This window comes from Peptoniphilus hominis (ex Hitch et al. 2025) (assembly GCF_040096015.1).
Classification (GTDB): domain Bacteria; phylum Bacillota; class Clostridia; order Tissierellales; family Peptoniphilaceae; genus Peptoniphilus_A; species Peptoniphilus_A hominis.
In genome coordinates, this window is the sequence record NZ_JBBMFO010000011.1 from 1 (window position 1) to 23067 (window position 23067).

21 protein-coding genes are annotated in these 23067 nt (G+C 33.7%); 1 reads left to right on the top strand and 20 read right to left on the bottom strand.

From position 1 onward, the window contains the following. Nucleotides 1-154: 154 nt before the first annotated feature. The 17 genes from ppsA to aroB all read right to left on the bottom strand — a co-directional run bounded on the left by ppsA (nt 155) and on the right by aroB (nt 19589). Nucleotides 155-2503 carry a phosphoenolpyruvate synthase gene (gene ppsA / locus WMO19_RS04645; protein ID WP_349170396.1) on the bottom strand — a complete coding sequence of 783 codons (2349 nt, stop codon included), beginning with the start codon at nt 2501-2503 and terminating at the stop codon, nt 155-157. A 54-nt stretch (nt 2504-2557) separates the two neighbouring features. Then, the gene (locus WMO19_RS04650) at nt 2558-3091 is read right to left on the bottom strand and encodes a class IV adenylate cyclase (RefSeq protein ID WP_349170397.1); all 534 of its coding nucleotides are present in this window, start codon (nt 3089-3091) and stop codon (nt 2558-2560) included. Further along, on the bottom strand, nt 3091-3774 hold the full coding sequence (locus WMO19_RS04655) for a metallophosphoesterase (RefSeq protein WP_349170399.1): 684 nt from the start codon (nt 3772-3774) through the stop codon (nt 3091-3093). The genes WMO19_RS04650 and WMO19_RS04655 overlap by 1 nt, the downstream gene beginning before the upstream one ends. A gap of 7 nt (nt 3775-3781) precedes the next feature. Further along, nucleotides 3782-6031 carry an ATP-binding protein gene (locus WMO19_RS04660; protein WP_349170400.1) on the bottom strand — a complete coding sequence of 750 codons (2250 nt, stop codon included), beginning with the start codon at nt 6029-6031 and terminating at the stop codon, nt 3782-3784. After that, nucleotides 6021-7043 (bottom strand): metallophosphoesterase family protein, encoded by a 1023-nt coding sequence (locus WMO19_RS04665; protein ID WP_349170402.1) that lies wholly within the window; start codon nt 7041-7043, stop codon nt 6021-6023. Before WMO19_RS04665 ends, WMO19_RS04660 begins: the two co-directional genes overlap by 11 nt. A 64-nt stretch (nt 7044-7107) precedes the next feature. Then, the gene (locus WMO19_RS04670; RefSeq protein ID WP_349170404.1) at nt 7108-7659 is read right to left on the bottom strand and encodes an isochorismatase family protein; all 552 of its coding nucleotides are present in this window, start codon (nt 7657-7659) and stop codon (nt 7108-7110) included. Between the two features lie 11 nt (nt 7660-7670). After that, nucleotides 7671-8579: a PfkB family carbohydrate kinase gene (locus WMO19_RS04675; RefSeq protein WP_349170405.1), complete on the bottom strand. Its 909-nt coding sequence runs from the start codon at nt 8577-8579 to the stop codon at nt 7671-7673. Nucleotides 8580-8583: 4 nt separating this feature from the next. Next, the gene (locus WMO19_RS04680; RefSeq protein WP_349170406.1) at nt 8584-10248 is read right to left on the bottom strand and encodes a phospho-sugar mutase; all 1665 of its coding nucleotides are present in this window, start codon (nt 10246-10248) and stop codon (nt 8584-8586) included. 2 nt (nt 10249-10250) lie between these two features. Further along, nucleotides 10251-10721, bottom strand: a complete 471-nt coding sequence (gene ybaK, locus WMO19_RS04685) for a Cys-tRNA(Pro) deacylase (protein WP_332087017.1) — start codon at nt 10719-10721, stop codon at nt 10251-10253. A gap of 104 nt (nt 10722-10825) precedes the next feature. Then, the gene (locus WMO19_RS04690; protein ID WP_349170409.1) at nt 10826-11539 is read right to left on the bottom strand and encodes an aminotransferase class IV; all 714 of its coding nucleotides are present in this window, start codon (nt 11537-11539) and stop codon (nt 10826-10828) included. After that, on the bottom strand, nt 11523-12308 hold the full coding sequence (aroF, locus tag WMO19_RS04695) for a 3-deoxy-7-phosphoheptulonate synthase (RefSeq protein ID WP_349170411.1): 786 nt from the start codon (nt 12306-12308) through the stop codon (nt 11523-11525). Before aroF ends, WMO19_RS04690 begins: the two co-directional genes overlap by 17 nt. Continuing rightward, complete coding sequence (gene pabB / locus WMO19_RS04700; protein WP_349170413.1) at nt 12308-14320, bottom strand: aminodeoxychorismate synthase component I; 2013 nt, start codon at nt 14318-14320, stop codon at nt 12308-12310. Before pabB ends, aroF begins: the two co-directional genes overlap by 1 nt. Next, on the bottom strand, nt 14317-14757 hold the full coding sequence (gene aroQ / locus WMO19_RS04705) for a type II 3-dehydroquinate dehydratase (protein ID WP_349170415.1): 441 nt from the start codon (nt 14755-14757) through the stop codon (nt 14317-14319). The genes pabB and aroQ overlap by 4 nt, the downstream gene beginning before the upstream one ends. After that, complete coding sequence (locus WMO19_RS04710; protein ID WP_349170417.1) at nt 14738-16246, bottom strand: shikimate kinase; 1509 nt, start codon at nt 16244-16246, stop codon at nt 14738-14740. The genes aroQ and WMO19_RS04710 overlap by 20 nt, the downstream gene beginning before the upstream one ends. Then, nucleotides 16243-17328, bottom strand: a complete 1086-nt coding sequence (gene aroC, locus WMO19_RS04715; protein WP_349170419.1) for a chorismate synthase — start codon at nt 17326-17328, stop codon at nt 16243-16245. The genes WMO19_RS04710 and aroC overlap by 4 nt, the downstream gene beginning before the upstream one ends. After that, nucleotides 17318-18553, bottom strand: a complete 1236-nt coding sequence (locus WMO19_RS04720) for a 3-phosphoshikimate 1-carboxyvinyltransferase (protein ID WP_349170421.1) — start codon at nt 18551-18553, stop codon at nt 17318-17320. Before WMO19_RS04720 ends, aroC begins: the two co-directional genes overlap by 11 nt. Continuing rightward, entirely contained in the window at nt 18546-19589 is a 1044-nt protein-coding gene (gene aroB / locus WMO19_RS04725) for a 3-dehydroquinate synthase (protein WP_349170423.1), read from the bottom strand. The genes WMO19_RS04720 and aroB overlap by 8 nt, the downstream gene beginning before the upstream one ends. A 199-nt stretch (nt 19590-19788) precedes the next feature. Between aroB and WMO19_RS04730 the strand changes: the two genes are divergently transcribed. Further along, nucleotides 19789-20397, top strand: coding sequence for a hypothetical protein (locus tag WMO19_RS04730; RefSeq protein WP_349170424.1), 609 nt, complete (start codon nt 19789-19791; stop codon nt 20395-20397). A 57-nt stretch (nt 20398-20454) separates the two neighbouring features. Here the strand turns inward: WMO19_RS04730 and WMO19_RS04735 are convergent, their stop codons facing one another. Genes WMO19_RS04735 through WMO19_RS04745 form a run of 3 tightly spaced genes read right to left on the bottom strand, consistent with a single transcriptional unit; the run spans nt 20455 to nt 22942 of the window. Continuing rightward, nucleotides 20455-21246, bottom strand: coding sequence for a metal ABC transporter permease (locus WMO19_RS04735; RefSeq protein WP_349170426.1), 792 nt, complete (start codon nt 21244-21246; stop codon nt 20455-20457). After that, on the bottom strand, nt 21246-21905 hold the full coding sequence (locus WMO19_RS04740; protein WP_349170428.1) for a metal ABC transporter ATP-binding protein: 660 nt from the start codon (nt 21903-21905) through the stop codon (nt 21246-21248). The genes WMO19_RS04735 and WMO19_RS04740 overlap by 1 nt, the downstream gene beginning before the upstream one ends. After that, complete coding sequence (locus WMO19_RS04745; RefSeq protein ID WP_349170430.1) at nt 21905-22942, bottom strand: metal ABC transporter substrate-binding protein; 1038 nt, start codon at nt 22940-22942, stop codon at nt 21905-21907. Before WMO19_RS04745 ends, WMO19_RS04740 begins: the two co-directional genes overlap by 1 nt. Between the last annotated feature and the right edge of the window lie 125 nt (nt 22943-23067).

Here is a 23067-nt window from a genome sequence, read left to right on the forward strand (position 1 = left end):
TAGCGTCTAAGTATTGATTTTTAAATGAAAAGAGAGACTCGAGTTAACGAGTCTCCCCAATATTTGACATAGAGCCATTTTTTATGACTTAAATTATGATTTAAGGCATGAAAAAAGATCCCATGTCGCCATGAGATCTTTCTTTATTTATATCTTACATTTGTCTAAGTTTCTTTAAAATAATTTTTTGTTCAACACTTGCAACAAGTCTTCTTGTGTATTCAACTGTGTCAGGGTTAACTGACATTGAAGTGATTCCACATTCAACTAAAAATTCTGCAAGTTCTGGGTATTGGCTTGGTCCTTGTCCACAAATTGAGCAAGTGATTCCTTTTTTGTTGGCTGCATCAATAATTGTCTTTAGGGCAATTTTTACCGCATCATTTCTTTCGTCAAAGTAGCCCATATTGTTAAGAACGCCAGAGTCTCTGTCTGCGCCCATTACAAGTTGTGTCAAGTCATTTGATCCAATGGAGAATCCGTCAACTAATTCTGCAAATTCTTCTGCTTGCAGAACTACTGCTGGCACTTCTGCCATAATCCAAATCTTAAAGTTTTTAGATTGAACTAGACCTTCTTCAGCCATAATTCCCTTTACAACTCTAAGTTCTTCAGGAGTTCTTACGAAAGGAAGCATAACAATTACATTTGTAAGTCCATATTCTTCTCTAACTTTTTTAATAGCGCGACATTCAAGTCTAAAGCCTTCTTCGTATTCAGGAGAAATATATCTTGAAACGCCTCTCCAACCAATCATTGGGTTAGCTTCAATTGGCTCAACTTCGTCTCCTCCCTTTAGACCTCTAAATTCATTTGTCCTAAAGTCAGAAGTTCTAACAACTAAATTCTTTGGATAAATTGCTTGTGCAACTTTAGAAATTCCTTCAGCAAGTTTATCTATCATTAAGTCGCCTTGACCAGTCTTTACTAAATACATTGGGTGAGCACCAATCATATTTGTGAAAATAAATTCAGTTCTCATAAGTCCAATGCCGTCCATTGGCAAGTTTTTATATTTTTCAATTAATTCTGGTTCGCCAAGGTTCATGTAAATCTTAGTTGCAGTTGTTGGTGCAAATAGATTTCTAAGTTCATCTAGGTTTGCAATGCTTGAAACATTTGGAGAGTCAGGAGATTTCTTTTCTTCTTTTTCCTTTAGAACTTCGCCTTCGTAAACAATTCCTCTTACTGCATCAACTGTTACAGTGTCCCCTGTCTTTAGTGTTTTTGTTGCAGTTTTTGCTCCAACTATACATGGAATTTGTAGTTCTCTTGAAACTATAGCTGCGTGACAAGTTCTTCCGCCTTCGTCAGTAACAACTCCAGCACACTTTCTCATTGCAGGAACCATGTCTGGGTTAGTCATGGCAGTTACAAGTACATCGCCTTCTTCAACAAGGTTGATTTCTGAAATGTCCTTTATAAGTTTTACTTTTCCTCTGCCAATTCCTGGAGAAGCAGGAAGTCCCTTAACAAGAGTGATTAATTTTTCTTCCTTTTCTTCCTTGTCGCCAAGAGTTGTAATAGGTCTTGATTGTAGGAAGTAAAATTCTTTAGTGTCTCTGTCAAAGCCCCATTCAGTGTCTTGTACTGAGCCGTAAAGTTTTTCTACCTTAAGTCCTCTTTCAACAAGAGTGTCTAATTCCTTAGGAGAAAGTGCTTCAGCCTTTACTGCATCAGGTCCTAAGATGTCTTTTACATTCACTACTCTAGTTCCAACGCCATCTTCATTTTTAATTACCATGTATTCTTTTTCAGAAATATTTTTTTCGATAACTTTTTTTGTCTTTTTGTCAATAATATATTCGTCAGGCGTTACAATTCCTGATACAACAGCTTCGCCAAGTCCGTAGCTTGCGTTAATCATCATTTCATCCTTGCTGTTGTTAATAGGGTTTGCTGTAAACATTACACCAGATTTTTCAGAGTTAACCATTTTTTGAATAACTACTGAAAGAGCAGCATCAAAGTGATCGTAATTTTGTTTTTCTCTGTAATAAATTGCCCTTGAAGTCCAAAGTGATGCGAAGCAATCTCTTATGTGATTTAAAAGTTCTTCTTCACCAGAAATGTGTAAGTAAGTATCTTGTTGTCCTGCAAAGGATGCGTCAGGCAAATCTTCTGCAGTAGCTGAAGATCTAACAGCAACTTCTGGGTCTTTAACTCCAATGTTTTCAGAAAATTCTCTGTAAGCAGATAAAATTTCTTCTTTTAGTTCTGGGTCAAATTCTTTTTCTTTTATTTTCTTTTGGATTTCCTTTGAAGCATTAGTAAGTTCATCAACATTTTCAACATCTACAGCTTCCATCAAAAATTTTACAACTTCGTCAAGTTCTGCGTATTTAATAAATTTTGTGTAGCCACTTGCAGTGACACAAAATCCTGGAGGCACAGGTAGTCCAAAACTAGTTAGTTCACCTAAGTTTGCGCCCTTTCCTCCGACAATTCCTACATCTTCTTTACCAATTTCATCAAACCATTTAATATAATTATACTTAGACATAAGCTCCTCCTTATTTGCTAAAAATATTATAACACATTAATTATATATGTCACACTATTTTTTTAAAGATTTTCTAAGTTCGTCAATAGACATTGTAGATACATGTTCTCTATCTATTTTAAGTTCATCAACGAGGCTATAAATTTCTTCCATGCTTGGCGCTTCAATCTCCACATAAGGCTTTGGATAAGTGTCTTCATCCCAAGTGTCAATGTCAATGACAAGGGAATTTAAACTATATTTTTTTCTGTTCTTGTAGCCCTTGTGAAATTTGTCATAGCCAAGACATTTTAAAATATTTATTAAATCTTCCACACTATTTATTTCAGTAGTGTGTTCTATATTGTCCCTAACCTTTATGTCAGAAATATTTTCCTTAAAGGTAAAATATTTTTTCTCTTGGCCCTCAGACTTGGCAACCCTAATTCTAAGATAGCCATGCTTCTTATAAATTTTATGTGCCGTTGAATTAACTGTAATGTTAATTTGATCTTCTTCCTTTACAAATTCAGCGCCTAGGGCTTTTATTTTTTCTTCAAAATCTTTTATGTCAATATCAAGAAGTTTAACTTCAATTTCTCTTTCCATTAGTCCTCCAAAATTTTTTTTAACTTAAAATCTAAGTAGTCGCTTGCAACAAATTCATATTCCACTCCCAAGAGTTCTCCCTCATAGGAATACTTGTGACCCTTGCCATGAAGGTGACCGTAGATACATTTTTCCACCTTGTAGTCTGAGAGAGTCTCAGAAAATTCATTGGGTCTCAAATCTTGGTTAAAGGGTGGATAGTGAATCATGGCAATTATTTTTTTGTTTACACAGGAATCCAGGGAGTTTTTAAGTCTCTGGACCTCTCTCAAATATATTTTTTCATCATCTTCCGAAAATTCAAAAGAATCACGAGAAGCCCAACCTCTCGTTCCACAAATGGAATAATCTTTGTATTCAAAGGAGTTGTTGTGCAAAAAGTGAATGGTCTTCAAGTCTAAATTGTTCATCTTGTTTAGGGAAGACCACCAGTAATCGTGATTGCCCTTGGAAATTATTTTGGTTCCAGGTAGGTCATCAATTCTCTTTAAGTCAAGGGCTGCTGTATCTAGTTTTAGTGCCCAAGAAATATCTCCTGGCAGGAGAACTAGGTCTTCATCACTGACCACTTCTTTCCAGTTTTCAATTATTTTTTCTTCGTGATTTTCCCACTTGTCTCCAAAAATATCCATAGGTTTTTCTTCTGTATAATCGAAGTGAAGATCTCCTATTGCGAATATCATATACACCTCAAAGTTTAATTAAATTATATGTCAAATTGTATTTATCTAAAATTTCTCTTTCCCTATTTGAACTTGAAAAAATTAAAACTTGCTCTTCATCCTTTAAGACTTCCAGAGTGTTTCTTAGCCTTTCATCATCGTAGGAGTCGAAATGGCTGTCAAGTACAAGGGGAATTTTTTTGTCAGTAATTATTTTTGAAATAGAAAGCCTAAAGGCAAGATAAATTTGGTCCATGGTGCCAAGGCTTAGCCTGTCTAAAGCTACATAATCGCCAACATTTTTATCATATACCTTTATGTCAAATCTGTCATCAATTAAAATTTCGCTGTACTTAGATGAGGTCATCTTGTCCAAATAATTTGAAATATTATTTTTTAAAATAGGCAGAGTGTCTCTTCTCCTTAGATTTATAAAATTCTCAAATTTATCTATAGAAAGCTCTAGAAGTTCTCTCCTATATTCTAATTTTTTAAGTTTATCCTCAAGCTCAAAGGATTTTTCTTCTAGGCTTCTCAGTTTTTCCAAGGATTCTTCCTGAGTTTTTAAAATTCCCTCTAAGTTTGAAATTTCTCTTGTGACTTCTTTAATTTTGCCTGAAATTGATTCTAGGGACTCTTCATTATAAATTTTGCCACTTAAATTTTCTCTTTCAAGGGCTTCAATTCTATATTCGTATTCACTTGTCTTGTCCTTATTGGAGTCTTTAAGTTCATAAACTAAATTTTTTAAGTCTTTAATGTTTTTTACGCCATATTTTTCAAAAATTTTTAGGAGTTCTGCTTCAAGATTTGAAATTTTTTCCTTGGTCTCTCTTATTTCAAGGTGATTTTTTTCCTTCCAACTTTCATTGTACTCATTTTTAGAAATATTTTTTAAGTTTTCTTCCTTTTTTTTCTCTAAAATTTCTGAAAGAGTCTTTATATCTCTTGCCTGATATTTTTCAAGAAGTTCAGCAAAATCCTTATCAAATTCTTTCTTCTTTATGGTTTTGTCCATGGATTTTTTCTTAAAATCTATGAGTTTGTTTTTTAGGCGATGCAAAAGGTCCTTGTTTTCTCTGTATTTTACAATTCTAAAGTAAGAATAAGTAAAAAATATTATAGAAAAAATTATGAAAAAATATTTTTTCAAATAAATTGAAAGAAAGACTGTGGCTCCACCTGCAAGACATGATAAAAATATTTTTAAAAAGTATTTAAAGGCAACTTTTTCTATGTTTTTTATGTCTGCAGAAATTATTTCTATTTCTTTAGAAAAATTATTTTCATTTAAAAGTGCAATTTCTTCTTTAATTTCCTTAAATCTCTTGTAGTCAAGTTCTGCATCATCGTCAATTTCAAAAATATGACCTTCTTGGGAAAGTAAATCGTCAAGCTTGCTTGAATAAAGTCCCGTAGACCTATTTATTTCAATGGCTCTTTCAAGGTCAGAAAAATCAAAATTTTCATCCTGCCTAATCTTTTCTTCTTGGCTTTCCTTTAACTTCTTTTTTAATTCTTGGAGTTCAAAAAGCTTTCTGCCCCTCATCTTATCTTCAAGATCCTTTAATTCTTCCTCAGCATCTTTATGGGCTTGGGCAGTTTTTTCATAATTTTCCCTTAAGCTTACAAAATTTATTTTATCAGCTGTAATTTTTTCTAGCTCTCCATAGGTCCTTCCAATTTCAGATGTCTTTCGCCTCTTAGTACCCAAGTCATCTAAATCTTTATTCATCTTGTCCAGGACCTTTGTCAAATCAAGATTTTCATCTTGAGAGACAGAAAAGTTGTCGATTTTATTTTTTATTTCTCCTGCAGCATCTTCTTCCACTTGAGAAAATCTTTGAGAAATAAAAAAACTAGATTTGTAGAGCTTTCTGCTCATGTCAAAAAATATGAGACCAGGCTGTGGGATTCGTGAATTTAAATAATTTCTCTCATCCTTGGAGAGATCTTCGCCATTTTCTATATTTAATATAGAAATTTCATCGGCATCAAAGTCTCGACTCAGCCTATAATTTTCGTCCTGGTCACTTAAAAGCACATAGCCCCTATATAAATTGGAAGACCAGGGTCTTGATTTTTCAAAAATATCATCGCGAACTTTTCTTGCTAGAGAGTCTCTGCTGAAGCCGTAAAAAATTCCATCTATAAAATTAACGATAGTGGACTTGCCGCCCTCATTTTCTCCTGAAATTAAATTAAGACCCCTGTCAAGCTCTATTATTTTATTTTCAAATTTTCCAAAATTTAAAATTCCCAGTTCCTTAAATATCATAATATTGCTCCAAAATGTACTCCCTAGAAAGGTCTCTGGCATCTCTTTCTATTTCTTCATCAGAAAAAGTGTCAAGGAGATCTAGAATATACTTGTCTTTAATTTCAAAGTCACCTTCAAGGGCTTGTGTCAGTTCATTATTTATCTCAAAATAAAAGGCTGAAAGATTTTCTCTCAAAAAGCTTTCAATTTCCCTTTTGTGCAAGCTCTTTCCCTTAAGAGTAATCCTATATAAATTGTCTTCTTCTATTTTTTCTTGAAGGTCTTTTAAAATTTCAGAAAAAGTCATGTCTTCACTTATTTTTACATCAAGATTTACAAACTCTCTCCTGGAAAAATCTTTGTATTCAAGGGTTTTTTTCTCATCATCTAAAAAAATTATTCCCCTCTTGCCTTGGTCCTTAAAGGAAAGTGGAATCAGTGAGCCAGAGTAGTAGGCATTGTCAAGGACCTTGCCTCTCTTGTGGATGTGACCCAGTGCCAGATAATTAAATTCTCTCATAAAACTTTCATCAAGAGGTAAATACCTCTCGTCTTTTAAGTCAGAGTGAAAGAGACCAATATTGATAAAGTTTTTATCAAGTTTCACCTGGCTAAAATCTTTCTTGAAATTATAATTGTCATAGGATATTCCATAAATTCTAGTATTTAAGTCACTTAATTCATAAAAATCCAAGTCACTTTTAAATATATATAAATTTTCTGGCAAATCTACCTTTAAAAATAAATTGTCAGATGAAAGATAGTCGTGATTTCCAAAGACTACAAAGACCTTTGCCTTAATGGTCTCAATTATATCTAGAAATCTCTTTAAGTCCCTTAGGTTAAAAAATTCTCTCTCAAATAAGTCGCCAGCAAGTAAAAAAATATCTGCCTGGACTTCATTAGAAAAGTCAGCTAAGTCTTTAAAGGCACGCCAAGTATCCTCTAAAAGTTTATTTGAAACTTCAAGAGGAAGTCTTCCCCTGTAAAATTTTTTTAAATGTAAATCACCTGCGTGAATTATTTTCATCTTATCACCAAAGTAATTATATCACAGTGAAAACAAAAAAGAGCTCCACCTGGAAGCTCCTCGATTAAATAATTAATTTTTGTAAAGTTTTAAATTCATCTGTGCCTGCAATGCCTGCTAGGTCAAATAAAACTGTCTCTGTATTTGTTATAACTGCACCCATTTCACGAAGTTGTGCCATGCCATTTTTAGTATTTTTTTCTGACCTTGAGCCAAGAGCATCTTCTACTACAAAAACTTCAAAGCCAGCTTCTAAAAGTGCCCTCACTGTTTGGAAAACGCAAATATGTGTTTCCATGCCGCAGATAATAATTTGTTTTTTACCAAGTCTATCAATTTCATTTTTTATTCCTTCATCGCCATAGGAATTAAAAGTAAGCTTTGGAAATTCTTCCTTATCCTTTAGTGGCGCTTTAACTTCTTCATTGGTGTAGCCAAGTCCCTTTGGATACTGGACTGTGTAAATTGCTTCTGCCCCAATAATACTTGCCACCTTTGCCATAATTGTAGAATTTTTTACAATTTCTTCCTTGTTATACATGGCCTTTAAAAGTTTGTCTTGAATGTCAATAAAGGCAAAGAGCACATTATCTCTATTTAAGTGAAAATTTTTCATTTATCCTCCTCTTAAATTTCTTCAACTTCAACGCTATTCATAATTTTTTTAATAGCGCTCATTTCAATTACATCTTTTTCAACAAAATTTTCCCACACTCCACAGGATATTGCAAGCTTTATTGAAGTGATAAAATCGTAATCTCTGTCAAGAGCCATGGCTAGACCTGCAAGAGAAAGTTCTGTGTCAAATTTTTCTGTCAATTCTTTTCTGCCCAATTTTTCCTTATTGACATAGGCCCTATAATTTTTATCCTCTGTGGAAATTATTGTGGCTCTCTTGCTATTTACAAGGACAATTTTAGCTCCAGCTTGAATAAATTTTTTGTTGTAGTTAATAACTTCGCCAGTGTAGTTAATATTTTTTTCCTTTTCAATGTCATCCTTGTCAAAGACTAAAATATAGGGATTAGTCTTTTCTATTGTCTGGAGATTTTTTGGATTTACGGCAACTTTTATATTGTTTTTAAAGCAAATTGTAATAAGTCGATGGTAAATCTCATCATCAAGTCCAAGTAAATCAATTTTTGGAATTACAGCAATTTTTTTGTTGTAAAGGGCTCTTTCAAAGGAATTTAAAATGTCGTTCCTGTCCTCCATAGTGATTCTAGGATATTGGGTCTTATAATCTTTTACAAAATCTGCGCCCCTTATTATAACTTCTTCAACATTTTCATCCTTGAGGGCTGTATAATTTACATCAATGCCAAGTCGGCTTAAGCTGAGAGCAATTTCTCTACCCCTAGTGCTTCCCTTTAGCATAAAAACTTCTGAGTCCACGCCAAGTTTTTTTGCAAATAGAGACATGTAAAGACCCTTGCCGCCGGGATAAATTTTTGAGCTTTCAATTATATTTTCTGTCTCATTATTTAATTTAAATTCTCTAACAATTTTTGGGTTAAAGTCACAAAATAGTATCATTAAATCACCTGCTTGCCTGGATTTTTTCCATTATTTCTTCTTTCATTGCCCTTATCTTTCTTTTCGCTTCATCTTTATTTTCAGAAACTGCATAGGCATAAATTTTTAATTTTGGCTCTGTGCCTGATGGCCTTAAGGCAAACCAAGTTTCTTCGCCAAAATAAAATTTTAATAAATCTTGTGGATTTTCCTCGTCCTCTATATAGTCAACTTTTTTCTTTAGGTCGCCAATTTTTTCAAAGTCTTCAATCTTTCTAAAATCATCCATGATTTTTTTCATGATTTCTTTTCCATCTTTGCCTTCAAAATAAACTGAGTCTAAAAATTCTTCATAATAACCATATTTTTTATAAATTTCTTCCAAATAATCTCCTATTTTTAAATTTCTCTTCTTAAGGTAGCCTGCCAGCTCTGCCACAATCATTGATGTGCCAATGGCGTCCTTGTCTCTTATGTGGTCGCCAATTACATAGCCAATGGACTCTTCGTAGCCAAAGATAAAATTCTTCTCGCCAGTTTCATCCCAAATATTTGGAAGATTACAAATATTTTTAAAGCCCGTTAATGTTTCGAAGACTTCTACGCCATAGTCTGCAGCGATTTTTTTAATCAAATCGGCAGTTACAAGAGTCTTAACAAGAGCACCATTTTCTATATTTTTATCCTTAATTCTTTCCAAAATAAAGTTTCCAAGGATAAAGCCCATTTGATTGCCAGTGATTCTAAAAATTTCTTCGCCCATTTCCATTACAGCCACCCTATCTGAATCAGGGTCTGTTGCAATAATTATGTCGGCATTTTCTTTTTTTGCAAGTTCTATTGCCCTGTCAAAGGCCCTTGGGTCTTCTGGGTTAGGATTTGTCACATTGCTGAAATCTCCGTCGGGATTTTCTTGTTCAGGAACTACATAAACATTTTTAAAGCCGCGAAGGGCTAAAATTTTTCTCACATACTTATTGCCGCAGCCACTTAGTGGAGTGTAGACAATTTTTATTTCCTTGTCCACATCATCAGTAAGAGTGTGTTTTAATGTATTTCTGTAAAAAGATTTAGTGATCCTATCTCCAAGGAATCTTATATTTTCATAGTCGCCTAATTTTTTTAAGCTGGCAAAATCAAAATCTAAGATGTCAATTTTTTGTGATTCCGCTTCCACCTCATCAGCAATGTCTGATAAAATTTGTGAGCCCTTTTCCCAATAAAGTTTAAAGCCATTGTAATTTTTTGGATTGTGAGAGGCTGTAATCATTATGCCAGAAATAGTTTTTAAGTACCTAATTGCATAGGCAAGAAGTGGTGTTGGAACAATGCCTGGGAAGAGGTAAACCTTAATGCCCTTTTCTGCCAAAATTTTTGCAGTTAAAATTGAAAATTCGTAGGAGTAATGCCTTATGTCACGACCTATTACCACTCCTCTTTTCTTTGCATCTTCGCCAAGGCTGTCGATTAAATTAGCAAGAGCAAGAGCTGTTCTTCCTACAGTTAAATAATTCATGCGATTTGTGCCTGCGCCTAAAATGCCACGGAGTCCTGCAGTGCCAAATTCTAAATCCTTATAAAACCTGTCTTCAATTTCTTCATCATTATCTTTAATATTCAAAAGTTCTCGCTTCAAATTTTCATCTAAATTTTCACTTGCAAGCCATTTTTCATAAATATCTCTGTACATACTTACTCCTTTTTAATATCAGAAAATTCTCCATCAATTGCAGAAATTAATTCCTTGGGATTGACTTTTATTTGCATGCCAACCTTCCCTCCGCTAACATAAAAGTAGTCTAAGTCCTCTGCTGATGAGTCTATAAAAGTTTTAAAAGATTTTTTCATGCCAACGGGAGAACAACCTCCATGAACATAACCAGTCAGTGGAAGAAGTTTTTTTTGTGGAATCATTTCAATTTTTTTAGAATTTGATGCCTTCGCTGCCTTTTTTAAATCAAGTTCACTGGAAACAGGAACGACGAAGACATAATGCTCGCCATCCTTTGCTTCTGTGACAAGAGTTTTAAAGACCCTATTTTTGTCTTCTCCTAATTTTTCTGCAACATCTACTCCGCCAATTCCGTCCTTAGTTGAGTATTCGATTATTTCAAAATTTATATTTTCCCCTTCAAGGATTCTCATTGCATTTGTTTTTTTCATAAAATCACCTTTTCATTACTTTAATTTTACAACAAAAAAGAATTTTCTTCATCTATTTAATTTTCTTCTTTAGCAAATTAAAAAAGACTGGTCTCGCCAGTCTCTTAAAATCCATAAATTTTTAATTTTTCTTGAATGTCCCTTGTCTTGTCAACGCCAGTAAATTTTATTTCGTCAATTGACGTGACATTTCTCACGCCCATCAAGGAATTTGAAATAAAACACTCATCAAAACTTGCTAAATCTTTGGCATAAATTTTTTCTTCATTGATTTCAAAGTTTTCAAGGAGGAAATCTCTCATAGTTCCCCTTAAAAGTCCTGAAGAAATTTCTGGAGTAAAGATTTTATGATCTCTCACGAAAAAAATATTTGCAAAGGAAGTTTCGCAAACCTCATCCCTTTCATTTAAGAAAAGGGCTGAGTCATAACCACTTTCCACAGCCCACCTGTGCTCCAAAATATTTTCATAGTAACAAAGGCTCTTGTGATAAATTATTTTTGAAGTGCTATTTCTCCTAACCTTAGAAATTTTTAAGCTAAGGCTTTTATTTTCATCTCTGTAATTGTCCTTGCGACTTGTCAAAATAAAATTCTCATCAGAAACTATAAGCTTTAGGGCAAAATTTTTCTCTTTTGAATTTTTTATATAGCCATAAATTTTTTCCTCATCAATTTTTCTTTCAATGCCAAAAAATTTTAAAGACTTTTTTAATCGTTCTAAATGTTTTTCTAAAAAGAGAGGGTCGCCATCAACTACTTTTATAGTTTCAAAGGCGCCCTTGCCAAAGGAAAATCCATCATCAAATTCTATTTTCATTAAATTCTCCTAGGAACTTTGCAATTTTTTCATAAGTCTCGTAGTCAATAGTTTGCTGTCCATCACTTTTTGCCAGGTCAGGATTTTCATGAACTTCAATCATGACTCCATCAAGACCAAGGGCAAGTGTCGCCCTAACCATGGGCTCAATAAAGTCTCGCCTGCCAGTGCCATGACTTGGGTCTATTATAACTGGATAGCCAGTCTTTTCTTTTATATAATAGGCTCCTGCAAAGTCAAGAGTGTTCCTAAGCTCAGTCTCAAAGGTCCTGATGCCTCTCTCACAAAAAATTATATTTTCATTTCCCTCAACTTCAATATATTTTGCAGCCATTTCCCATTCTCTAAGAGTTGCAGAAAAACCTCTCTTTAAAATTATTGGCTTCATAGTTTTTCCAACTTTTTTTAAAAGAGCATAGTTATACATATTGCGAGAGCCAATTTGAAAGGCATCTACATAGTCCACCATAGCATCAACATGGTCTTCGCTTAAGACTTCTGTAACTATGGGTAGATTTGTCTTATCAGATGCTTCCCTTAAATATTTTACAGCTTCAAAGCCAAGCCCTTGAAAATCAAAGGGACTTGTCCTTGGTTTAAAGGCTCCACCTCTTAGAATGTCTATGCCCCTTTCCTTTAAGGCTTTTGCTTCTTCAATAATATGTTCTCGAGATTCAATGGAGCAAGGTCCAGCAATAATTATTGGCTTGCCTCCTCCCACATTTACATCTCTAATTTTTACAATTTTCCCTTTACTCATTTCACTCATTATCCTTTGCTTCCCTCAATATCTATCTCATCAAAATTATTGTAATAAGCTCCTAGTGCATTGAGAGACCCCTTTGCCTTTAAGACAATTTCCTCAAATTCTTCTTCTGCATCTGATAGAAGAATTATGGCTCCACCTACTCCAAGAGTCGCCCTGTCTTCTTCTATAAGGGCAGTTCTTATGACAATATTAAAATCCATTGTAGAATTATTTGATATAAAACCGATTGTGCCTGAATAAATCCCGCGAGGATAATTTTCCAACTGGTCAATGATTTCCAGTGTGCGTTTTTTTGGCGCACCTGTCATAGACCCGCCTGGAAAAGTATTTTTCAGCACATCAATTATATCAACATCCTCTTTAATTTTTCCCGAAACTGTAGTCACAAGTTGGTGGAGAGTTTTATAGGTCTCAACATCCATTAACTTTGGCACTTCAACTGAACCAATCTCACAAAATTTACCCAAATCGTTTCTAAGTAAATCCACAATCATTAAATTTTCAGATTTGGTCTTCTCTTCATTTCGAAGTTCATCAATAAGTTTTTGATCTTCTTCTAGGTTGTTTCCTCTCCTAATAGTACCCTTAATTGGCTTTGTCGTCACAATTTTATTTTTATCCACCTTTAAAAATCTTTCCATGGAAGATGAGGCAATTTTTATCTCATCTAGGGGCAAGAAGGCAGAGTATTGTCCTGGGCTTTTTTCTCGAAGATTCATGTAATACTTTTTGCCATCGAGCTTATCATAGATGTCTAAGCGATTTGTAAGACATACTTCGTAAGTCTCTCCCTGGCAAATTAAGTCTTTTATCTTTTTTATGTCCTCTATATAAGTTTTTTTATTCTTTACAAATTTTAATTTTGGAAAATCTTTCTTGCTTGTCTCTTTAATTCTTTCTTCAAAATTTTCTTCCAAAATATTTTTTATCTCTTTAATCCAATCTTTGTCCTCTTGGCAAGATAGGATGTAGAGCTTTTCATCTCTGTGGTCGTAGACAAGAGCCCTGTCGCAATACTTAAAGTAAGCGTCGGGATAGTCGTAGGAATTCTTATTTGTGACCTTTTCTGTATCTTTTTTTAATTCATAACCCAAGTAGCCAATGTAGCCCAATTGAAAATCAAAGGGAAGTGATTCCTTGTAAGTCCATCTCTTTCGATTTTCTTTTAAATAAGTGAAGATGTCTGTATTAAAGCTTTCCTTTTCTCTTCCATCAAGAAAGGTTTTTTCTACAAGACTTTTATCCACGTCATACTTTATTGTGTGAGCCTTTGGACCTTGCAATCCAAAAATTGAAAACCTTGAAAGACCTTCTTCCACCTTGCTTGAGTCCAGCCAAAGAGTTTTATGGTCATATTTATAAAGTTTTTCATAAATATTTTTTGTATCAAAACTTTTATCAATTATTTCATAATAAAATTGGTCTTCCTTATAAAATTCTCTGCAAATATTTATAAAATTCTCAATTAATTTTTCGCCGCATTCACTTGCTATGGATTCAGGATGAAATTGAAGGCCATAGATTGGCTTAGTCTTGTGAGAAATTGCCATGACAACTCCATCGGGAGTCCTTGCGTCAATATTTATACTTTCAAGTTCCTTATCCTGGCAAGTTAGTGAGTGATATCTAGTTACAACAAAATTATTTTTTATTCCCTTAAATAAATTTTTGCCATTGTGAATTACCTGGCTAAGTCTGCCGTGCATGGGTTCACTTGCCCTTAAAATTTTGCCACCATTATAATAATAAATTCCCTGATGACCGAGGCAAATTCCCAAAATTGGCTTATCAAGTTTTTCAATGATGTCTTTACAAACTCCAAAGTCCTTTTCCTTATCAGGGCTGCCTGGACCTGGAGAAATAATTACATTGTCAAAGTCTAAATCTAAAATTTCCTCATAAGTCATCTCGTCATTTTTAATTACAAGAGGTTCAATACCACTGACCTTTCCAATTAACTGAAAGAGGTTGTAAGTGTAAGAATCGTAATTGTCAATTATAAGTGATTTCATTTTTGCTCCCTTAAATAATTTTTTAGATAAATTATTGCCTTTTTGTAGCCTTCTATTCCATAGCCTTCAAAGGATTTTATAACATAGGACCTTATAAAATTAACTTGCCTAAAATCTTCACGCTCTGAAACCTTTGAAATGTGAACTTCAACTGTGGGAATGCTGACAGCCTTTAGGGCATCTAAAATTGCCACGCTGGTGTGAGTGTAGCCAGCTGGATTTATAACAATGCCGTCAACTTTTTTGTAGGCAGCTTGAATTTTATCCACAAGATCCCCTTCATGGTTTGATTGAAACTCCTGGATTTCAATGTTTTCTTCATGAGCAACTTGGTCTATTAATTTTAACAAATTTTCGTAAGTATCCCTGCCATAAATATTGACTTCGCGAATTCCAAGCATATTCATATTGGGACCATTAATTACTAAAATTTTCATAATTTTTTATTTCCTCCAGAATTTTCTCCAAAGTCTTTTCCTCATCTTCAATAACTTTTATCTTTATGTGTGAAATATCTTGGTAAATTTTATTTCTCTCTCCATACATTTTTTCTAGGGTCTCAAAATTTTTTGAGAGAGGTCTTCCCTCTGTCTCAAGATTTTTTATGTCCCTGTCTAAATATATTACAAGTGAGTTTTGCAAAAGAAGGTCTCTATTAATCTCCCTTAGGGGTGTGCCGCCGCCAGTGGCAATTATTATTCCAGTTTTTTTGGAGACCTCTTCTAGTACACTTGTCTCAAGGTCTCTAAAATATTTTTCGCCTTTTTTTTCGAAAATCTCTGGGATTTTTCCTTCCCTTTCCTCGATTAATTTATCTGTGTCAAAGTAAACTCTATTTAATTTTTCTGACAATAGCCTTGCCATTGTAGTCTTACCGCAGGAAGGCATGCCAACAAGGGCAATATTTTCCATGTCACTTTTCATTTTTAAATAAGTTTTTTCTATTAAAGATTCATCTAATTTTTCATCTAAAAAAAGTTCTCCTGCAAAGAAGGCTTGAGCAACTAACATTAAAAGTCCATTCATAGTTTTTATGCCAAGCTTCTTCCCATCTAAAATTAATTTTGTATTAAGGGGATTGTAAATTAAATCTATTACAGCCTCTAGCTTTTTAAATTTACTTAAGTCCACCTTGCACTCCATATTATTTGGGTGCATGCCTACTGGACTTGCATTAATAATTAGGTTAAAGTCACTAAATTTTTCTATGTTGTCGTAATTATTTTCTCCCCTTCTGCTAATGACAACTACCCTTTTGGCTCCCCTATCAGCTGCAAGTTTTTGAACCATTTTACTTGCACCGCCAGAACCAAGAACTAAAATCTTTTTATCTTTAAGGTCAAGGTCAAAATATTTTAAGGAATAATCAAAGCCAAGATAGTCTGTGTTATAGCCAAATAATTCTCCGTCTCTATTAACAATTGTATTAACTGCACCAATTTCTCTGGCAAGAGGGTCAACCTGGTCTAAATATTTTATAGAAAGTTCCTTGTAGGGAATAGTAACATTAATTCCCCTAAAATTTTTCTTTTCAAAAAAATCTTCCACTTCATTTTGTTTTAAATTTTTTAAATTATAGTCATATCTTCCAAATAACTCGTGAATTTCCTTGGATTTGCTGTGGGACAAACTTTCACCAATAAGTCCAAACTTAAAATTTTCATCCTTAACTCTCGAAATTATTTTTTTGCTCTCCTTAAAAATTTCACAATAAATTGGCTTTATGGCATCTTTAAATTCTGGAGCAATTTTATTTTCCAAGTTTTTTATAATTTCATCTTCCCGACCCGAGTCTTCTGTTTTTAAATTATTATTTGCTTTAAAAATTCCAATCTCCTTGGAAATTTCCATTCGCTTTTCTAAAAGATGGACAATTTGTGAATCAATTTCGTCCAAATTTTTTCTTGACTCATCTAAATTTTTCATCTTTCACCTTCCATTACTAAGTCTAAAATTGCAATAGCAGTAATCATTTCAATGGCAACTAGGGCTCTTGGCACAATTGAAGGGTCGTGTCTTCCCACAATTTCTAGGTCTACATTTTTTTTATCTCTTAGTGATATGGTCCTTTGTCTCTTCCCAATGGAGCTGGTAGGCTTCACTGCTGTCCTAAAAATTATTGGCATGCCACTTGAAAGTCCACCAATTATTCCCCCGTGCTTGTTGGTCTTAGTCTTTACTTGTCCATTTTCATAATAATATTCATCATTGTGACTGCTCCCGCACATTTTTGCTGCCTCAAATCCAGAGCCAAATTCAATTCCTCTTATGCCGGGAACAGAAAAAACTGCGTGAGAAATTACCGACTCGAGAGAATCAAAAAAAGGCTCGCCAATGCCCACTGGCATATTTAAAATAAAAGTCTCAACAATTCCGCCAAGGGAATCTCCCTCTTCCTTTGCCCTTAAAATTTCTTCCTGCATTTTTTCTCTTGCTGAATCTTCAAAAACTGGGAAGTCTTCATTTTTTAAATCGTAAAGTTTTTCTTCGCCAATATCATTTAAATTTAAGTCAATGTCACTTTCATCGCCTAAGCTTTTTATCCTAGAGAAAATTTTTATGCCCCTCTTTAAAAGCAAATCTTCAGCAATAGAACCTGCAATGACTATGGGAGCAGTCATCCTGCCAGAAAATTGTCCGCCGCCTCTTATGTCGTTAAAGCCCTTGAATTTAACATAGGCTGGATAGTCTGCGTGAGATGGGCGAGGTCTGTCCTTTATGTTTTCGTAGTCCCTGCTTCTTTGGTCCTTGTTCTCGATAATTGCACATATTGGTGCCCCACAAGTTATGCCTTCAACTTCTCCACTTAGGATTTTAAAATCGTCATCTTCCTTTCTAGCAGTGGAAAAATTATTCCTGCCAGGTCTTCTTCTCTCAAGGTTTTTTCTTATTAAATCTTTATTTATTTTATATCCTGCACTAATTCCCTCAATGACAATTCCAAGATTCTCAGAATGTGACTGACCAAAGAGTGTTACTTTAAAATTTTTGCCAAAGCTATATGACATTTGTCTTACCTCCTAAAGATTTAAAATCATCAAAAAAGTTTTTATAGGATTTTTCCACGCACTGGCTATCATTAATTGTAATTGGACCATCTGCAAAAGTAGCTGCAATAGAGGCAGCCATGGCAATTCTATGGTCATTATAAGTATTTATTTTCCCAGACTTAAATTTTTCTACTCCCCTAAAGGAAAAGGAGTCTTCAAATAATTTTACTTCTACTCCCAAATTTTCCAGCATATCTACAGTGCTCTTTACCCTGTCGCTTTCCTTTAACCTTAACCTCTTTATATTTATAACTTCCGTCTCTGTATTTGAAAGTGCCGCCATTATTGAAAGAATTGGAACGGCATCGGGCATATTTTTTGCATCTAGAAGAACATTTTTCTTCCCATCTCTTATTTTTTTTAGCTGAAAGTCTTCTTTAGAAATATTAACATAACCCAAGTCCCTTAAAAATTCTAAGGCATGCCTATCTCCCTGCAGTGAATTTTTATTAAGTCCCAGGACCTTTACGCCAGCTGCCAAAAAAAATAGTGCGTTGCTCCAGTCTTTTTCCACCACATAATTTGCTGGAGAAAATTTTCCCCTGCAAGTGAAAGAATTTTTACCTTCAATTACTTCAACTCCAAAATTTTTCATTACATCTATTGTCATGTCAATATAGGGCTTTGATTCAGTTTCACTTGTGAGCCTTATATTAAAATCTTCCTGGAAAAAGCCTGATGCAAGCATAAGTCCAGATATAAACTGGGAGCTAATATTCCCTGGAAGATTGAAATTAAAATCCTTTAGCTTTCCTCTTAAATAAATTGAATCTCCAACTTCTTTAAGATCTACTCCATGCTTGGGAAATTCATTGAAGTAGACAGAGTTAGTTCTCCCCACAAGACTTCCCCTCCTAATGACTTTTGACTCAAGACCAAGGGCGGCAAGGACTGGCAGCAAAAACCTAAGGGTAGAGCCACTTTCATTGACATCAATAGTAACTGGTCCAGAGAATTTTTCTGGTGGATCAAAATAAAATTTATTTCCTATTTTTTTTACCCTAACCCCAAGGGCCTTTAGGGCATTAAGAGATGCCTCTATGTCCTTTGAAAGGTCATCAATCTCTATTACAGATTCTCCCCTTGCCAGCCCTCCACAAAAAATTGCACGATGGGCATAGGATTTTGATGTAATTGCAGAAATTTCTCCAGATAATTTTTTATTTTCAATAATTCTATTCATTTTCCTTACCTAAATCAATTATTTTTTTAAGCTCATCAAAAGTAATTTTTTTACTTATAACTTGACCAATTTTTACTGGAAGAATTACATTTATGAGATTTTTATTTATCTTCTTGTCGTGCTTTAAAATCTCCAAAATTTCTTCCGTCTCAAAGTCATAATCAGTTGGAAGATTATGATTTTTAAAGGCTCTTATTAAGTCTTCTGAGAAATCATCTTCCGCAAGCCCCATCTTGTAGGTAGCCCTTGCCATATAAATTGTTCCAATGCCAATGCTTTCGCCATGGTTTAGTTTATAATTTGAAAGAGATTCTATGCCATGACCGATAGTGTGACCCAGGTTTAGCTTTTGTCTCTTGCCCCTGTCCCTCTCGTCATCTCGCACAAAGTCCAGCTTAATATTTAAAGACTTATAAATAATTTTTTCATAGTCGAGTTTTTTTGCAGATTTTAAATAATCAAAAAACTCCCTATCCCTTAAGACGGAATATTTAAAAATTTCTGCAAGTCCATTGTTAATATTTCTCTGGTCAAGACTTTCCAAAAAACTGTAATCAATGTGGACATATTTTGGAAAATAAAAGGCGCCAATTTGATTTTTTAAATTCATAAAATTTATGCCATTTTTTCCGCCAACGGAAGAGTCGATCATGGAAAGAAGTGTAGTTGGCACAGAGATAAAGTCAATTCCCCTAAGATAAGTTGCTGCCACAAAACCAGATATATCGCCAACAACACCGCCACCAAAAGCAATGATTATGTCCCCTCTGTTAAAATTATTTTCCAGCAAAAATTTATTTATACTTATATAGTTTTCCATGGACTTGGATTTTTCTCCAGCAGGAAATTTATAAATAAAATAATTTAAGCCAGCCATAAGTTTTTTTAATCTCTCGCTGTAAATAGCAAATACAGTTTCGTCAGTTATAACTAAAAATTTTGCGTCTTCATTTTTAAATAAATAGTCCCTTAACTTTTCATCACTTTTATAATCAATATCTATTGTATAATTATTTTCTTTAACTTGAATTTTCATAAAACACTCCTATGCCTTGCTCTCTCTATAATAAAACAAAGATGCCTATAAATAAAGAATCTTCTTGTTTTTAAGCTAAAATATTTTTACTTTATCTTAATATCGTTGAAAAGTTTCGCTATCTATATTAAAATTTATTAGAGGTAATTAGATGAGAGATTATTTTAATTAAGATTATTTATTTTTTAGGAGGACAATCATGAATTTATTTAAAAAATTCTTACTTTTAAGTTCATTACTTTTTGTATCTCTTCTACTTATATTTGCTAATTCTGATAAATTAAATATTAAAAAGGAAACTATAGATATTGACCCTTCTGAAAACAAATTATTAACCTATGATGAAATGTTCAATACCATGCTAGAAGATGGATATACTGAAAGTGAAATATATTCTATTCTTGCTGGAGATTTTTCAAATAATAATGAAGCTGAATTAAAAGATTTTTCTTATGCTACATTATCTAAAGCTTTAAATGTAAGTCCAGACTATAAACCTACATTAAAATTTTATATTCAAGTTGATTCTCGTCATGGTGCTTATTATATTTATAAAATCTTAAAAGTTGATATGAATAGACAGTATAATTCAAAATCAAAAACTTTTGCAGGTAACATATACTATAACTTAGAAACTAACACAAAAATTTATTACTCAATTAATGGAGACTTCTATAATAACGGTACAATTAACACTACTGGTGGCGGAAGTGTTGGTATTGGCGAAGGTGGTGAATTGTATTTTTCTCTAACAGGAGCATCTTCGCATTTTAAATATTTCTATGAAGAAGATTATGTTCACTATTAGTTAAAAATTAAAACTTAACATATTAATAAAGAGTGGGGACACATGCCGTCCTCACTCTTATTTTTTCTTTATTAAAAGTATAATTGTTAAAAATAAAACTCCAATTAATACAATTGCCCCGCCTGGCTTTAGTCCTATATAAAAGGATGCCACAAGCCCTGTTATTGTAAAAATAAAACCAAAGATTGATGCAAGTATAGTGGTCTTTAAGTATCCCAGCTTAAACTGCATGGCTGATGCCACTGGCACTACCATTAGTGATGATATAATTAAAATCCCAACAGTTCTTGCAGAGACAGAAATTGTAACTGCAATTAAAATCATAAAAATTAAATTTACCCTATCAACATTTACTCCTGATAATCTCGCCGATGACTCGTCAAAGGAAATATACATGAGGTCAGTAAAAAGATAGAAAAATAAAATAAATACCACTACTGAAACTATTAAGATCAAATAAAAATCAAATTCTGGTATGGCAATTATAGAGCCGAAAAGATATTCTTCGAAGTTGGCACTTGTCTTTACAAAACCAGAAAAAAGTGATGCTAGACCAATGCCTGTGCTCATTAAGATTGCAGAGGAAATTTCTTGATAACCAGGAAATTTTGTCCTCACATATTCCAAAAATAAAGAGCCGAGAACACACAAGACTAGGGCTCCAAGAACTGGCGAAGTTGAAGTGATTAGTCCCAGCATTACACCAGCAAGGGACACATGGGATAGGGCATCGCCTATTACAGAAATCTTTTTATTGACAACTACAACACCCATGCAAGGGATAATTATTGACAAGAAGGCTCCAACTATTAGTGCCTTTATCATGTATGAATATTGAAAGATTTCCATTATTTCACTTCCCTAATTTTTTCGTCTTTTATCTCAAAAACTTTATTTACATTTTCTTCCACTTCTTCAAGATTGTGGGTGATCATTAAAATTGTAATATTGTGTTCTCTATTGATGTGGCTCAAAAGATGAAATAGTGAATCCTTAGATTCTCTGTCCACACCAGTCATGGGCTCGTCTAAGATTAAAAACTCAGGTGTGGCTACAAGGGTCTTGGCAATTAAAACTCTCTGCCTTTGACCACCAGATAACTCAGTGTACAGTCTATCCTTATATTTTTCCATGCCAACAAGACTTAGGTTATTTGTAATTTTTTCCCTGTCATAAGATTTTAATTTTCTAAAGCCCTTGTTCTTTGGATAAAGTGCAAGAGACAATAATTCTGTAACTGTTATTGGAAATTCCAAAGAAGATGGGACAGATAGTTGTGGCACATAGCCAATATCCTTTAATCCATTTTTTGTATAAAAAGAAACAGTGCCGGTAAGTGGTTTAAGTTGATTTAAAATCAGCTTAACTAAAGTCGACTTTCCGGCACCGTTAGAACCTATAAGGGCGATATAGTCGCCCCTATAGACATCAAAATTTATATCATCTAAAACTAAGTCATCGCTGTATTTAAAGCTTAGATTTTTGATTTCTAACAATTTTTCCTTCACTATTTTAAAGCACCTACTAAATTTTCTAAATTTTCTTCCATGATGCTAAAATAATCTTCATTATTTTTTATTTGTTCTTCGCTTAATCCTTCAATTGGTGAAAGGACCTTCACAAGGCATCCCGTTTCATCGGCAATAATTTTTGAAACTTTTGGATCAATTAACTCTTCTGTGAAAATAGTTGTGATTTTATTTTCTTTTACATAGTTAATTATCTCAGCCATTTTCTTTGCATCTGGCTCAGTTTCTGCATTTATACCCTTTATACCAATTTGAGTCAAATTGTAGTCCTTGCATAAGTATCCATAAGCTTCATGGCTAACTACAATAGTCTTATTTGGAAGAGGGCTTAATTGTTCAGAATATTTTGCATCAAGTTCATCTAACATTTTAGCATATTTTTGGTAATTTGACTCATAATAATCTGCATTTTCTTTGTCAAGTTCCACTAAAGCATTCTTTATGTTTTCCATTTCAATTTTTGCATTCTTTGGTGAAATCCAAACATGGGGATCCATTAGTCCATGGTGGTGACCTTCATGTTCATGATCCTCAGCTTCGTGATTTTGGTTGTTTTCAGCTGCTTCATGATTGTGATTTTCTTCTGCCCCTTCATGGTCGTGGTCATGATCTTCATCTTCGTGGTCATGATTTGACTTAATAAGTTCCACGCCTTCTGAAGCTTCCACTACTTTTAAATCCTTATTTGATAGAGAATCAATTACCTTGTCAGTCCATGATTCAAGACCTGCACCATTGTAGATAAATAAATCTGCATTTTCGAGTTTTTTTATGGCATTAGTATCTGGTTCCCAGCCATGAGGTTCAGTACCTTGTGGCATTACCATCTCAACATCAAGCTTGTCGCCAGCAATCTTTTTGGCAAAGTCATAGATTGGATAAACTGAGGCATAAACCTTTAGCCCTTCCTTGTTTTCTGTATCTTTCCCAGCATCCTTTGTTTCTGCTGCCTTAGAACAGCCTGAGAATAAAACTATTCCCGCTAATAAAATTAATAATTTTTTAATATTTTTCATTTTTCTTTTTTCCTCCTAAACAATAATGATTTCCATTAATTATTATAGCAAAATTTTTTCATTTTTAAAGTAATTTTTTAAATTAAATAAATTTTGATATAATACTTATAAGATTGAAAGCAGGT

What these genes read in the sequence shown, in the direction of transcription:
- ppsA (WP_349170396.1), bottom strand. Translation starts at nt 2,503, where the DNA reads ATGTCTAAGTATAATTATATTAAATGGTTTGATGAAATTGGTAAAGAA.
- WMO19_RS04650 (WP_349170397.1), bottom strand. Translation starts at nt 3,091, where the DNA reads ATGGAAAGAGAAATTGAAGTTAAACTTCTTGATATTGACATAAAAGAT.
- WMO19_RS04655 (WP_349170399.1), bottom strand. Translation starts at nt 3,774, where the DNA reads ATGATATTCGCAATAGGAGATCTTCACTTCGATTATACAGAAGAAAAA.
- WMO19_RS04660 (WP_349170400.1), bottom strand. Translation starts at nt 6,031, where the DNA reads ATGATATTTAAGGAACTGGGAATTTTAAATTTTGGAAAATTTGAAAAT.
- WMO19_RS04665 (WP_349170402.1), bottom strand. Translation starts at nt 7,043, where the DNA reads ATGAAAATAATTCACGCAGGTGATTTACATTTAAAAAAATTTTACAGG.
- WMO19_RS04670 (WP_349170404.1), bottom strand. Translation starts at nt 7,659, where the DNA reads ATGAAAAATTTTCACTTAAATAGAGATAATGTGCTCTTTGCCTTTATT.
- WMO19_RS04675 (WP_349170405.1), bottom strand. Translation starts at nt 8,579, where the DNA reads ATGATACTATTTTGTGACTTTAACCCAAAAATTGTTAGAGAATTTAAA.
- WMO19_RS04680 (WP_349170406.1), bottom strand. Translation starts at nt 10,248, where the DNA reads ATGTACAGAGATATTTATGAAAAATGGCTTGCAAGTGAAAATTTAGAT.
- ybaK (WP_332087017.1), bottom strand. Translation starts at nt 10,721, where the DNA reads ATGAAAAAAACAAATGCAATGAGAATCCTTGAAGGGGAAAATATAAAT.
- WMO19_RS04690 (WP_349170409.1), bottom strand. Translation starts at nt 11,539, where the DNA reads ATGAAAATAGAATTTGATGATGGATTTTCCTTTGGCAAGGGCGCCTTT.
- aroF (WP_349170411.1), bottom strand. Translation starts at nt 12,308, where the DNA reads ATGAGTGAAATGAGTAAAGGGAAAATTGTAAAAATTAGAGATGTAAAT.
- pabB (WP_349170413.1), bottom strand. Translation starts at nt 14,320, where the DNA reads ATGAAATCACTTATAATTGACAATTACGATTCTTACACTTACAACCTC.
- aroQ (WP_349170415.1), bottom strand. Translation starts at nt 14,757, where the DNA reads ATGAAAATTTTAGTAATTAATGGTCCCAATATGAATATGCTTGGAATT.
- WMO19_RS04710 (WP_349170417.1), bottom strand. Translation starts at nt 16,246, where the DNA reads ATGAAAAATTTAGATGAGTCAAGAAAAAATTTGGACGAAATTGATTCA.
- aroC (WP_349170419.1), bottom strand. Translation starts at nt 17,328, where the DNA reads ATGTCATATAGCTTTGGCAAAAATTTTAAAGTAACACTCTTTGGTCAG.
- WMO19_RS04720 (WP_349170421.1), bottom strand. Translation starts at nt 18,553, where the DNA reads ATGAATAGAATTATTGAAAATAAAAAATTATCTGGAGAAATTTCTGCA.
- aroB (WP_349170423.1), bottom strand. Translation starts at nt 19,589, where the DNA reads ATGAAAATTCAAGTTAAAGAAAATAATTATACAATAGATATTGATTAT.
- WMO19_RS04730 (WP_349170424.1), top strand. Translation starts at nt 19,789, where the DNA reads ATGAATTTATTTAAAAAATTCTTACTTTTAAGTTCATTACTTTTTGTA.
- WMO19_RS04735 (WP_349170426.1), bottom strand. Translation starts at nt 21,246, where the DNA reads ATGGAAATCTTTCAATATTCATACATGATAAAGGCACTAATAGTTGGA.
- WMO19_RS04745 (WP_349170430.1), bottom strand. Translation starts at nt 22,942, where the DNA reads ATGAAAAATATTAAAAAATTATTAATTTTATTAGCGGGAATAGTTTTA.